General features: G+C 56.4%; 10 protein-coding genes. 8 read left to right on the top strand and 2 right to left on the bottom strand.

Going from position 1 to position 13,442, the window contains the following annotated elements; genetic code table 11:
- Window positions 1-25: 25 nt before the first annotated feature.
- Entirely contained in the window at window positions 26-1,171 is a 1,146-nt protein-coding gene (gene ctaA / locus ACR0NA_RS04295; RefSeq protein ID WP_480726358.1) for a heme A synthase, read from the top strand.
- A gap of 4 nt (window positions 1,172-1,175) precedes the next feature.
- The gene (locus ACR0NA_RS04290) at window positions 1,176-2,645 is read left to right on the top strand and encodes a carboxypeptidase M32 (protein ID WP_480726356.1); all 1,470 of its coding nucleotides are present in this window, start codon (window positions 1,176-1,178) and stop codon (window positions 2,643-2,645) included.
- A gap of 51 nt (window positions 2,646-2,696) precedes the next feature.
- Here ACR0NA_RS04290 and gyrA read toward each other — a convergent pair whose 3' ends face one another.
- On the bottom strand, window positions 2,697-5,423 hold the full coding sequence (gene gyrA / locus ACR0NA_RS04285) for a DNA gyrase subunit A (RefSeq protein ID WP_480726352.1): 2,727 nt from the start codon (window positions 5,421-5,423) through the stop codon (window positions 2,697-2,699).
- A gap of 192 nt (window positions 5,424-5,615) precedes the next feature.
- Between gyrA and ACR0NA_RS04280 the strand changes: the two genes are divergently transcribed.
- Both ACR0NA_RS04280 and ACR0NA_RS04275 read left to right on the top strand, forming a co-directional pair.
- The gene (locus ACR0NA_RS04280; protein WP_170650102.1) at window positions 5,616-5,885 is read left to right on the top strand and encodes an usg protein; all 270 of its coding nucleotides are present in this window, start codon (window positions 5,616-5,618) and stop codon (window positions 5,883-5,885) included.
- A 152-nt stretch (window positions 5,886-6,037) separates the two neighbouring features.
- Window positions 6,038-6,736, top strand: coding sequence for a lipid-binding SYLF domain-containing protein (locus ACR0NA_RS04275; protein WP_480726349.1), 699 nt, complete (start codon window positions 6,038-6,040; stop codon window positions 6,734-6,736).
- Window positions 6,737-6,738: 2 nt separating this feature from the next.
- Here the strand turns inward: ACR0NA_RS04275 and ACR0NA_RS04270 are convergent, their stop codons facing one another.
- The gene (locus ACR0NA_RS04270; RefSeq protein WP_480726347.1) at window positions 6,739-7,692 is read right to left on the bottom strand and encodes a radical SAM protein; all 954 of its coding nucleotides are present in this window, start codon (window positions 7,690-7,692) and stop codon (window positions 6,739-6,741) included.
- Between the two features lie 164 nt (window positions 7,693-7,856).
- Between ACR0NA_RS04270 and zwf the strand changes: the two genes are divergently transcribed.
- The 4 genes from zwf to ACR0NA_RS04250 all read left to right on the top strand — a co-directional run bounded on the left by zwf (window position 7,857) and on the right by ACR0NA_RS04250 (window position 13,409).
- Window positions 7,857-9,311 (top strand): glucose-6-phosphate dehydrogenase, encoded by a 1,455-nt coding sequence (gene zwf, locus ACR0NA_RS04265; protein ID WP_480726345.1) that lies wholly within the window; start codon window positions 7,857-7,859, stop codon window positions 9,309-9,311.
- Window positions 9,308-9,979: a 6-phosphogluconolactonase gene (gene pgl / locus ACR0NA_RS04260; RefSeq protein ID WP_480726342.1), complete on the top strand. Its 672-nt coding sequence runs from the start codon at window positions 9,308-9,310 to the stop codon at window positions 9,977-9,979. Before zwf ends, pgl begins: the two co-directional genes overlap by 4 nt.
- 5 nt (window positions 9,980-9,984) lie before the next feature.
- On the top strand, window positions 9,985-11,595 hold the full coding sequence (gene pgi, locus ACR0NA_RS04255; RefSeq protein ID WP_480726339.1) for a glucose-6-phosphate isomerase: 1,611 nt from the start codon (window positions 9,985-9,987) through the stop codon (window positions 11,593-11,595).
- 194 nt (window positions 11,596-11,789) lie between these two features.
- Complete coding sequence (locus ACR0NA_RS04250; protein WP_480726337.1) at window positions 11,790-13,409, top strand: long-chain-fatty-acid--CoA ligase; 1,620 nt, start codon at window positions 11,790-11,792, stop codon at window positions 13,407-13,409.
- Window positions 13,410-13,442 lie beyond the last annotated feature (33 nt).

Here is a 13,442-nt window from a genome sequence, read left to right as displayed (position 1 = left end):
TGAAATTCAAGGACATGAGGATGGCATGAGCGGCAAGCGCAGCATCTTTGAGGAAGTCTCGGACAATCAACAACAACAGGCGGTTCAGCCCGGCTTGATTGATCGTGGCAGGGGTGGGGCAAGGCGCGCAATCCGGGCCTGGTTGATGATCCTGTTCGCTTTGGTCGTGGCCATGATCGTTGTCGGCGGTTTGACTCGTTTGACCGACAGCGGCCTGTCCATCACCGAGTGGCGCCCGATCACAGGAGCCATTCCCCCGATGAGTGAGGCGGACTGGCAGGTCGAGTTCGACAAGTACAAGCAAATTGATCAGTGGCGCATTCAGAACCAGTGGATGGAGCTTGATGATTTCAAGTCGATCTACTGGTGGGAATGGGGACACCGTCAGCTTGGCCGGGTAACCGGTATGGTTTGGGCGCTAGGCTTTTTGGGGTTTTTGGCTGCGCGGAAAATTCCGGCAGGCTGGACCGGGCGTCTGCTGCTGCCCGGAATTCTGGGAGGCATTCAAGGCGGAATCGGATGGTGGATGGTCGCCTCGGGCGTGACGCAGGGCGAGGGAATGATTGCCGTCGCCAGCTACCGTCTGGCGGTTCACCTCGGACTTGCCTTTGTGATCCTCGGCTTTCTGGCGTGGTATATCTTTATGCTCGGCCGGGAGGAGCGGGACCTGATGCAAGCGCGGCGCGCGAAGGAGGATCGGTTGTTTTCGTTGTCGACCGGCCTCATGCATTTTGCCTTTCTGCAAATTTTAATCGGTGCGCTGGTGGCGGGTATCGACGCCGGGCGATCCTTTACCGATTGGCCATTGATCGGAGGGCAGTTGCTGCCGCCCGATGCAACAATGCTGGAACCAATGTGGCGGAATTTCTTTGAAAGCCCGGGGTTGGTGCAATTCATACACCGCTGCGCAGGTTATCTTCTGTTTGCTTTTGGAGTTGTCGTCTGGTTGCGCGGGCGGACTAGTGCGCATCCACAAACGCAGTTTGCGTTCAATGCCGTGTTTGCCGCGCTGTCGCTGCAAGTGGTGCTTGGTATCGTAACCGTCGTGTACGCCGCACCTTGGCAAATCGCCATATTGCACCAGTTAATGGCCGTTGTGGTCTGGACGCTGATCTTGCGCGCGCGCTTCCTGACCGCCTATCCGATCCCAACCTCTTTACGTGGAGCTTGAACTTATGACCGCATTTGACGAATTGATGGCCTTTCAGCGCGAAACATCTGCACTGGGCCAGATTGCGGGCCGTCTGGGCTGGGATCAGGAAACGGTGATGCCGCGCGGTGCCGCTGCGCAACGGGGCGAAGAGATGGCCGCGATCGAGGCTGTTCTGCATGCCCGTCGTTCCGACCCGCGTGTGGCAGATTGGTTGGAAGAAGCCGAAGGGACATGCGAAGTGAGTGAAGCTCAGCTTCGTGAAATCCGTCGTGCGTTCGAGCGTACGGCCAAAGTACCTGCGGACCTAGCAAAGGCCATCGCGCGCGTAACCTCACAAGCGCAGGGACAGTGGGCGCTAGCCCGTGCGGACGAGGATGTGGCCGCCTTCCTGCCGGTTCTGGAAGAAGTGGTCGCCCTCAAGCGCGAGGAAGGCGCTGCGCTGGCTCAGGGTGGCGACATCTACGATGCCATGGTCGAAGATTACGAACCCTACACAACAGGCAGCCAGATTGCCGCGATTTTTGATGAGATGCGCCCGCGGCTGGTCGCTTTGCGGGCTGCGATTCTGGAAAGGCCGATGCCCAAGGGCGTGGTCGGATCATTCGCCGAAGGCGATCAGATGCGTCTGTCGCAGAAACTGGCAACCGTGTTCGGATATGATCTGAATCGGGGGCGCGTAGACAAGGCCGTACATCCGTTCAGTTCGGGCAGCGGATCAGACGTGCGAATTACCACGCGCACCAGCGAAACCGACCCGTTCAACTGCTTTTATTCCACGATTCACGAGGTTGGCCACGCGGCATATGAACAGGGGATCGACGCAGCCTACGCCCTGACTCCGCTGGGCAGGGGCGTGTCGATGGGCGTTCATGAAAGCCAAAGCCGAATTTATGAGAACCAGCTGGGGCGCTCTCGCGAATTCACTGGGTGGCTGTTTGGACAGATGACCGATGTTTTCGGTGACTTTGGTATCGCTGATGCCGACGAGTTCTATGCTGCCGTCAACAGGGTGCAGAACGGTTATATCCGAACTGAAGCTGATGAGGTGCAATACAACCTCCACATCATGCTGCGCTTTGATCTTGAACGTGCACTGATGGCTGGTGATCTGGAAGTCAATGATTTGGAGGCGGCGTGGAACGATCGCTTTAAGTCCGATTTCGGTTATGCCGTGGACAAGCCTTCGAACGGATGTTTGCAGGATGTGCACTGGTCGGTGGGCCTGTTCGGCTACTTTCCAACGTACTCTCTGGGCAATGTCTATGCGGGATGTCTGTATGAGGCATTGCAAGCCGCAGTTCCCGATCTGAACGAACAGCTGACCCGGGGCGAAACGTCTGGCGCGACCAGTTGGCTACGTGAGAATTTGCAACGCTACGGTGGGCTTTATGCGCCGCGTGACGTAATCGAACGCGCCAGCGGCCAGAAACCGGGACCGGAGCCACTGCTGCAATATCTGGAACAAAAGTTCGGACAGATTTACGGGCTTTAACGAAAAAAAGCCCCGCCGAACATTGCGGCGGGGCTTTGGGTACAGAGTATTTTATTCCGGAGTGTCGTCGTCGCCCTGATCGGCAATCCAGGCAACGCTGACCACCTCTTCGCCCTTGCCGGTGTTAAAGACTTTGACGCCACCCGCCGAACGGGAACGGAACGAGATTCCGTCGACGGGAACCCGGATCGACTGGCCCTTGGATGTCGCCAGCATAATCTGATCGTCGATTTCGACCGGGAAGGACGCAACCAGTTCCCCGCCGCGCATCGCCTTATCCATGGCTGCAACACCCATGCCACCACGTCCGCGCACGGGATAGTCGTGGCTTGAGCTCAGCTTGCCTGCGCCTCCTGCGGTGATTGTCAGGATCAGGTTCTCGGCCGCCGACATTTCGGCATAGCGTTCCTGCGGCAATACGCTGTCCGCGTTACCTTCGTCTTCGTCGCTTTCGGTCTCATCCGTAACGCCAGCCATCAATCTGCGCATCTTGAGGTAGGCCGCGCGCTCGTCCGGTCCGGCTTCGAAGTGACGAATGACGGACATCGAGACCACCCGGTCGCCATTGGTCAGCTTGATACCGCGCACGCCAGTGGATTCGCGTGAGTTGAAGACACGAACGTCGGTGGTGCGGAACCGGATGGCGCGACCCGAATTGGTCACCAGCATCACGTCCTCATCCTCGGAACAGATGCGTGCATTCACCAGTTCCACCCCCTCGGGCAGTTTCATAGCGATCTTACCGTTACGACGGACGTTGGTGAAATCCGACAGCCGGTTACGGCGGACGTCTCCGGCGCTGGTTGCAAAGACGATCTGCAGGTTTTCCCACTCATCGTCCGGGACATCCACAGGCATGATCGCCGCGATGGATACACCGGTCGGAATTGGCAGGATGTTGACGATAGCCTTACCCTTACCGGTGCGCCCCGATTGCGGCAGGCGCCAGGTCTTGAGTTTGTAGACCATCCCGTCGGTGGTGAAGAACAGCAGCTGCGTATGCGTATTCGCCACGAAGAGGTTGGTAACTACGTCCTCTTCTTTGGTTTGCATGCCGCTCAAACCTTTGCCACCGCGTTTTTGGGCGCGGAAGTCAGCCAGAGGGGTGCGCTTGATATAGCCGCCCGAAGTTACGGTCACGACCATATCTTCGCGCTCGATCAGGTCCTCATCATCCATATCACCGGACCAATCGACGATCTCGGTGCGGCGCGGCACGGCGAACTGTTCGCGAACCTCGCGCAGTTCATCGGCGATGATGCCCATGATGCGCTCTCGGCTGGACAGAATTTCAAGGTATTCCTTGATCTTGCCTGCCAGCTCTTCCAATTCGTCGGTGACTTCTTTGACGCCGATCTGGGTCAGACGTTGTAGCCGTAGTTCAAGAATAGCCCGAGCTTGTGTTTCAGACAGATTGTAAGTGCCATCATCGTTCGCCGTATGGGTCGGATCGTCGATCAGCGCGATGTATTCCAGGATCGGCTGGGCAGGCCAGCGCCGTGTCATCAGCTTTTCACGGGCTTCCGCCGCGTCTGCTGATTGCCGAATCGTCGTGACGATTTCGTCGATATTGGTGACGGCAACGGCCAGACCACATAGAATGTGGCTGCGTTCGCGCGCCTTGCGCAGCAGGTGCGCTGTGCGACGTGCAACGACGTCTTCACGGAAATCAATGAACGACGTCAGGAACCGGCGCAGTGTAAGCTGCTCGGGGCGGCCACCGTTCAACGCCAACATGTTGCAGCCGAAATAGGTCTGCATTGGTGAAAACCGGTAGAGTTGGTTCAGCACCACTTCGGGCGTTGCGTCCCGTTTCAGTTCGACCACGACACGCACGCCGTTGCGGTCGGATTCATCCTGAACGTGGGCGACACCTTCGATCCGTTTCTCGCGCACTGCCTCGGCGATCTTTTCGATCATTGCAGCTTTGTTCACCTGATAGGGGATCTCGTCCACCACAATCGCGTATCGGTCCTTGCGCAGTTCTTCGACGCGGGTCTTGGCGCGGATGATGACGCTGCCGCGCCCTTCCAGATAGGCTTTGCGCGCACCGGATCGGCCCAGCATCACGCCCCCGGTCGGGAAGTCGGGGCCGGGGACGTATTCGATCAGTTGCTCGGATGTCAGATCCGGATCGTCGATCAGCGCCAGAGTGGCGTCGACCACTTCGCCCAGATTGTGAGGCGGTATGTTGGTCGCCATACCCACGGCGATGCCGCCGGCACCATTGACCAGCATGTTCGGGAAGCGGGCGGGCAGGACGGTCGGCTCTTTGTCCTTGCCGTCGTAGTTGTCCTGAAAATCAACCGTTTCTTTCTCGATGTCTGCCAGCAGGGCCGCGGCAGGCTTGTCCATGCGAACTTCGGTATAACGCATGGCCGCCGGGTTATCACCGTCCATCGAACCAAAGTTGCCCTGACCATCCAGCAGCGGCAGCGACATCGAGAAATCCTGAGCCATCCGCACGAGCGCGTCATAGATCGCGCTGTCACCATGCGGGTGGTATTTACCCATCACATCACCAACCGGACGGGCCGATTTGCGATAAGCCTTGTCATGGGTATTCCCGGTCTCGTGCATCGCATAAAGGATGCGCCGGTGCACCGGTTTCAACCCGTCGCGCAGATCGGGGATCGCGCGGCTGACGATGACCGACATCGCATAATCGAGGTACGACGTTCGCATCTCGGATTCGATAGACACCGTCGGGCCGTCATAAACGGGGCGTTCCGGTGGGGTTTCGTCCATGTTTTCAGGAGTTTCTGGCGTATCGCTCACGTAACGGCCCGTTCTTTGTGCAGGGTCTATATCTTGTGGATGCATCTTATCAGACCCGGCACATAAGGTGCAAGCAAGCAACGGAATTGGGGCGAATTTCACCGCTCACGCAAGGTTAACGCATTGTTTTAATGAGAGTTCGGTTGAATTCGTGCTATGCTAAAGAGACCTTGCAATAAATTGGAGGTCTGCATGGAGCAAAGCGAAACAGAATTAATGCTTAAGGGTTACGGGCTGACTACGGCTGAATTCTATTATCACATGCCCGACTACATTCACGTTTTGAATACCTTCACATGGCAGGAATATGATCTGGCGCCTGATCATCCGAGGCTGTTTGATTTCATTGAGTTCTGGCAGCGCGAAATCGAAGGGCCACTTCATTCCGTCCGTTTCACACATCGCAAAATGATCGCTCCGGGTGAGTGGCGTAATGTAGTGGGCGAATTCAGACTGAATTGACCGATGCCTAAGCGGCGCATTTGGCGTTTCCCGGGCTAGTTTGACGATTGTATTTCGTATTAGGTCGCGATGTTCGCGACGAACCGGATTTTATTTTTGACAACAATGGGTATTGTCAGTGTCGAACGCAGGTTCTGACATTGGATCATTCCATGATGAAGTTACCAATTTCCATCGTTGCGGGGCTTCTGCTTTGCGGAACTGTCTCAGCCGAAAATTTGCTCGATAAGGTCAAAAAGGGCGCTGAAAGTACGGCAAACGCCATTAGCCGCGGCGCTGAAAGCGCTGGTGAGGCTGTTGGCAAGGGCGCCGACATCGTCAGTGATACGTTCGATTCCACCGCTGATTTGGTGACCAATGAGGCGACGCCCGAAGAAACACGCGCCAAGCTGGATACGATGTCTAATGAAATTCTGACGCGCCTTCTGGCAGAGAATTCGGATGCTGATGCGCTTTATCCGGATAGCGCGGGATATGCCGCTTTTGATACCCGCAAGATAACAGTGTTTCCCGTATCCGCGGGATACGGTCGTGGTGTTGCTGTTTCAAAGGAAGACGGCAGCCGTACATACATGAATATGGGGACAGGCGGCGTTGGGGCGGCCATTGGTATCGGTGGGTTTGAAACCCAGCTGGTGATCTTGTTCGAAACACAGGCAGATTTCCAGAAGTTCATTACCGAAGGCTATGATGCCACGGCGGAAACAGGCGCCATGTATGGCGATGAGAGGGCGGACCAGGCCGCCAGGTTCGTCAACGGGAGATCGATATTCGTGCTCGACAAAAAAGGCTGGCGCGTTTCAGCGAACGCGTCCGGAACCAAGTATTGGAAATCACCCGAACTGAACTGACGTCAGGCCGAACAGCTTGCTCCGCCCAGAACGCAGAACTTCGCACAATGAGGGTGGTTCAGGTGAACATCCGCTTCGGCTTCGGCCAATGTTGTTCCCAATTCGAATTCCGGTGAATAGGGCAGCAGGGTACAGGCCAGAACGGCTGGCTTGGATGCGCCCTTGCGTTTGACCACCATGCGGGAACTGGCGCACATCACGGCACTCGGTGTTTTGTCGAGAATCCCCCAGCAGGCTGTGGTTATTTCAGGTACTTCCGAGGTTTCGTCCATTTCGGGGAACAGTACTGTTTGGCCAGGGTTATTGGCATCAATGTCAAAGCCATGTTCGGCGTAGAACGCGGCATAGCCCGCGCGACTTTCCGCATCGGACTCGCCCCAGACAGTGCGTCCTGCCACAGTCATCCGAAATCCATTGTCCCGAAGCCATTTCATTCCATCGAGGGTTTTTTCAAAACTGCCAGCGCCCCTTTCCGCTTCGTGCAGTTCAGAGCGATAGTGATCGACCGAAATCCGAAGTGTAAGCTTTTCCCCGTAAACGCGATGAAGTTCCAGTAGTCCTTCGCGCACCTTTCGGCGCATCATCGGGCGCATCGCGTTGGTCAGAATCAAAACCTCATATCCGCGTTCAAGGGCGGATCTTGTGATTCCGATAATCTCGGGGTTCATGAAAGGCTCACCGCCGGTAAAACCGATCTCGCGCACTGGCCAGTTCCGCGTTTGAATCTGATCCAGAAATTCGATGACCTCGGATTCCGAAATGTACACCAGTGCATCATTTGTGGGGCTGCTTTTGATATAGCAGTTCAGGCATTCGATGTTGCACAGCGTACCGGTATTGAACCACAACGTCTCTGGATTGCTCAGCGGTACTGCTGCACGCTGCTGGCCATCGGCTGTCACGAATTTGTTCTGAAACTTTCCGATATTGGCTAACTGAGGCGCGTTGTCTTTCATTCCGGCATCCGGTTCCTTGCAACTGTCCAACTGATCTAGCTTATTGCCACAGGTGAATTAAAGACGGACGCGACGTATCTGACAGAGTTTTGATGGTGGGTAACGAAAACGAAATGATTGCGCTAACATTGGACACGCGACGGATTGGGAGTTAAGGAAAACCCATGGTTTCTCGCATCATACCGGTAGATCCTTTTGATCTGGTCATATTCGGCGGAACCGGCGATCTTGCCCAGCGTAAGATTCTGCCGGCGCTGTTTCGCAGATATTGCGCGGGACAATGGCCCAAGGACGTTTTAATCGTCGGCGCGGCGCGAAGCGATCATGATGACGAGTCGTTTCGTGCGCTCGTCGCCGAATCTTTGCGACAGCTTGTTCCGGTGTTGTCAGCCCGGCACGCCGTCCTGAATGAGTTCCTGCAGCGGATTGTCTATTCCCGGGTTGATGCATTGTCCAATGACGGATGGGAAGGTCTTGCTAAACGGCTTGATCCGCAACGGGTCAGGGCGTTTTACTTTTCCGTTGGCCCCCGTCTGTTCGAACCGCTTGCGGAGAGGATCGAAGCATTTGGTATGGTCACGGATCAGACGAGGGTTGTGGTCGAAAAGCCCTTTGGTCATGACCTCGCCAGTGCTCGTGGGCTGAACGCGACGCTTGCTGCGTATTTCGATGAAAAGCAGATTTACCGCATTGATCACTATCTGGGCAAAGAGACGGTCCAGAACCTCATGGCAGTCCGCTTTGGAAACATGTTGTTCGAGCCTTTGTGGAACAGCCAGTATGTCGACCATATCCAGATCACGGTGGCCGAAACCGTAGGTGTGGACGGGCGCGAGAATTACTATGATCGCGCCGGTGCCATGCGCGATATGATACAAAACCATCTGATGCAGCTTCTGTGTCTGATCGCCATGGAGCCACCGGCGAAGTTCGACCCCGATGCGGTACGTGATGAAAAACTCAAGGTGATCCGCGCACTGGACCCCGTTGAACCGCACCATATCGTACGCGGTCAGTTTGTGGCCGGGGCCGACGGGCCAGGCTATCGAGATGTGGTTGGCAAAGAGAGATCGTCAACCGAAAGCTATATCGCTTTGCGCGCGCATATCAGCAACTGGCGGTGGGCCGGAACACCGTTTTATCTGCGTACAGGAAAGCGGTTGGTTGCGCGTTCATCCGTGATCAATGTGATGTTCAAGGACGCGCCGCATTCGATTTTCGGTGAGGGGGCAGGGCGACACGCAAACGTGTTGTCGATCCGCTTGCAACCGAACGAGGGAATTACGCTGAAAGTGACGATCAAAGAGCCGGGCCCAGGGGGGATGCGTCTGGTCGACGTCCCACTGGACATGAGCTTTGCCGAGGCATTGGGGGCGGAAAACCAAGACCCGCCGGACGCCTATGAGCGCCTTGTGATGGATGTAATCCGAGGTAACCAGACCTTGTTCATGCGCGACGACGAAGTCGAAGCTGCCTGGGCCTGGACCGATCCGATCATCGCTGGATGGCAGGCGCGCGGCGATGTACCAAAACCATATGACAGCGGCAGCACCGGGCCGGGCGACGCCGAGCTGCTGATGAAACGCGACGGTCGCCGCTGGCAAGGGATCAAGCCATGAATATTCAGGAATACGCTGACAGGGATTTGCTGGCCATTGATGTGGCCAACAAACTGGCGGGAGAACTTGAAGCATCTCTGTTGCACAATGATACCATCGCTTTCGCTGTCCCCGGGGGAACCACGCCAGGTCCGGTGTTCGACAGCCTGTGCGCGGCTGACCTGGAATGGGATCGGGTGCGTGTTCTGCCAACGGATGAACGTTGCGTGCCGTCAGATCATGAGCGTTCAAACGAGCGCCTGATCCGCGAGCACTTGTTGGTCAGCCGTGCTTCGGCGGCAGAATTTGTTCCGCTTTATGTTCCGTCGGAACATCCCGAGGATGCATTGGCACACATCGAAGCCCTGATCGCACCGGTTTTGCCGTTGTCTGTGCTGGTACTGGGGATGGGCGAAGACATGCATACTGCCTCGCTGTATCCCGGGATGGATGGGCTGGCACAGGCCCTTGACAGCGACGCGCCGACACTTGCCGTCGCACGAACAGCGGTGCAGCCCGAACCTCGTATCACGCTAACCGCACCTATTCTGGACGGTGCCTTGTCCAAGCACCTGATTATCTATGGCGCGGCCAAGCGCGACGCGCTGGAGCGTGCCATGTCATTGCCTCCCGAAGAGGCGCCAATCGCTGCGGTTCTGAGTGGGATCACAGTCCATTGGGCGGAGTAGAAAAGATGGATATTGGCAGACTTGCGGAACAAGCTGATCACGTGCGGGACCGCAGGATAACTGACTTGTTCGATTCCGATCCAACCCGGGCGCAGGGGTTTTCCGCCTCGTCCGGTGATTTGTTGTTCGATTATTCAAAAACTCAGATCGACGACCAGATCCGCGCGTCGCTGCTGCGGCTTTGCGAAACGGCTAATTTGGCCGCAAGGCGCGATGCCATGTTTTCCGGCAACAAGATTAACGAAACCGAAAATAGGGCTGTTCTGCACACCGCTCTGCGCAATCTTGACGGTGATCCGGTCGAGGTCGATGGGACAGATGTCATGCCCGGAGTGCTGGAGACCCTTCAGCGGATGAGGGTTTTTGCAGAAGAGGTCCGAGGCGGGGCTATCGAGGGGGCAGGTGGGCCGTTCACTGATGTGGTGAACATCGGCATCGGCGGGTCCGATCTTGGGCCGGTCATGGCTACACGCGCTTTATCGCCTTATCACGACGGGCCTCGGCTGCACTATGTATCGAATGTTGATGGCGCGCATATCGCGGACACGCTACGCCCGCTGGATCCTTCGCGCACGCTGGTCATTGTCGCATCCAAGACGTTTACGACTATCGAAACCATGACCAACGCCCGCACAGCTCGTGCGTGGATGCAGGATGGCGGCGGTGATCCGGCCAAACAGTTCGCCGCAGTTTCCAGCAATCTGGACAAGACCAAGGCATTTGGCATTCCGCAGGAGAGGGTGTTCGGTTTTGCGAATTGGGTTGGCGGGCGTTATTCGATCTGGGGGCCAGTTGGCTTGCCGGTCATGATTGCCGTAGGCTCAAATGCATTCGACGCGTTTCTGCGCGGCGGGCAGGCGATGGACCTGCATTTCCGCTCGGCCGACTTGGTGGAGAACATGCCGGTGATGCTGGCCTTGGTCGGGATATGGCACCGCCAGATTCTAACTTATTCCAGCCGCGCCGTTTTGCCATACGATCAGCGATTGAACCGCCTTCCGGCGTACCTGCAGCAGCTTGAGATGGAATCGAACGGAAAATCCGTTGCCATGGACGGCTCTGCTTTGATCGGCCCGTCAGGCCCGATTGTCTGGGGTGAGCCGGGTACCAACGGACAGCACGCATTCTATCAGTTGATCCATCAGGGAACGGATGTTGTCCCCTGCGAATTCATGGTTGCAGCCGAGGGTCACGAGCCTGAGTTGGAACATCACCACCGGCTTTTGCTGGCAAATTGTCTGGCCCAGTCCGAGGCACTGATGCAAGGCCGCTCATTGGACGAGGCGCGCGCGCTTTTGGCTGACCGCGGGCTCGGTGATGAGGAACTGGATCGTCAGGCCCGGCATCGAGTTTTCCCCGGCAACCGCCCATCGACCACGCTGATGTATCCCAAACTGACGCCCTATGTTCTGGGGCAGATCATCGCCTTGTACGAACACCGGGTTTTTGTCGAGGGCGTGATCCTTGGCATCAATTCATTCGATCAATGGGGTGTGGAGCTGGGCAAGGAGCTTGCAACTTCGCTTGGTCCAATTGTGGATGGCGATCGCGGGACCGAGGGAAAAGACAGCTCAACAGCCGCCCTTGTTGCCTATGCGTTGCGCCACCGAAGCTGACTTTGGCTTGTGAAATCAGGCCTGCCGTTACGGCAGATCGTATTCACGTTGTTGTCAGCGGGGGAATTGCTTGGCAGGTTCTTCCTCATGGAAGAGCCATGAGTGATCCGACAAGCACAGCCTTGCCGCCGCTCATTCATGCAGAAACAACAGGCGCTGTTCAGTAAGTGCGGCGCCGACAGGGGAGGACGCCCATGCTGGGACAGATGATGACGCAGCCCTTGCTGATTTCGTCACTGATAGAACATGCCGAAAAATACCATGGTCAGACTGAGGTATGGTCGGTTGAAACCGATAACACGATAACCCAGACCAACTGGGCGGAAATCTCGAGAAATGCCCGGCGAATGGGGTCTGCGCTGGCCAATCTTGGGCTGGAACCGCAGGACCGTATTGGAACGATCGCATGGAATAATCGCCGCCACCTTGAAATATATTACGCGGCCTCCAGTGCTGGCTTTGTCTGCCACACGATCAACCCGCGTCTTTTCCCCGAACAACTCACCTACATCATCAATCATGCTGAAGACAGGGTGCTGTTCTTTGACGCGACCTTTGCTCCGCTGATTGCCGCGCTCAAAGACAAGCTGACCGCGGTCCGTCATTTTGTACTGATGGGGCCACGAGATGAGGCCGCGTTGTCTCAGGTGCCTGGCCTGTTGTTCTATGATGAACTGATCGAAACAGGAGATGCGGATTTCGAATGGCCGGGCTTGGATGAAAACACGGCTTCCAGCTTGTGTTACACATCCGGTACGACCGGCAATCCCAAAGGTGTGTTGTATTCCCACCGGTCTACGGTTTTGCACAGTTTTGCTTCGAATACGCGTGATGTGATCGGCTACTCGGCGATGGATGTCGTGCTGCCGGTTGTTCCGATGTTTCACGTCAACGCATGGGGTTCACCCTATGGGTGCGCCATGTCTGGCGCCCGGATGGTGTTGCCGGGGCCGGATCTGCATGGCGAAGCTCTGGTCAATTTGATCGATACCTACGATGTCACGCTGGCGATGGGTGTTCCGACGATCTGGCAGGGTCTTTTGGCCCATGCGGAAAAATCGGGCAGTAAATTGGAAAGCCTTGAGCGCACAGTAATTGGCGGATCGGCATGTCCGCCATCGATGATTCAAACCTTCCGTGAAACCTATGGCGTCGATACCGTCCACGCCTGGGGGATGAGCGAGATGAGCCCCCTTGGCACAGCCAACATTCCCTTGGCCAAGCATCGGAATCTGGCCACTGAGGATCAGCACAGATTGCGAGAAAACCAGGGCAGGCCGCCTTATGGTGTCGAGCTGAAAATCGTCGATGACGACGGGAAGGACTTGCCGAATGACGGTGTGACCCAGGGCGATCTGATGGTGCGTGGGCATTGGGTTCTGGACAGTTATTTCCATATGCAGGACCAGCCCTTGTTGCAGGATGGCTGGTTCGCCACGGGCGATGTCGCAACCCTTGATCCGGATGGGTACATGACTATCCGCGATCGTTCCAAAGACATCATCAAATCCGGGGGTGAATGGATCAGTTCGGTTGAGTTGGAAAATATTGCCGTGGCGCATCCCAAACTGGCAACTGCAGCCGTCGTTGGAGTGCCTCATCCGAAATGGGATGAACGGCCATTGCTTGTCGCTGTCAAAGCCGAAGGCGAGGACCCGTCCCAAGAAGAGCTGCTAACATTTTTCGATGGAAAAATCGCGAGTTGGCAGGTACCAGACAAGGTCGTGTTTGTGGATGCATTGCCGCTGAACGCCACGGGCAAGGTCCTGAAACGCAATCTGCGGGCTGAGTTCTCGGACGTGCTTTCCGACTGAGAAAATGGCAACGAGCCGCACAAATGGTCCGAT

This window comes from Ruegeria sp. C11 (assembly GCF_056537725.1).
This window is presented reverse-complemented; position numbering and strand designations above follow the sequence as displayed.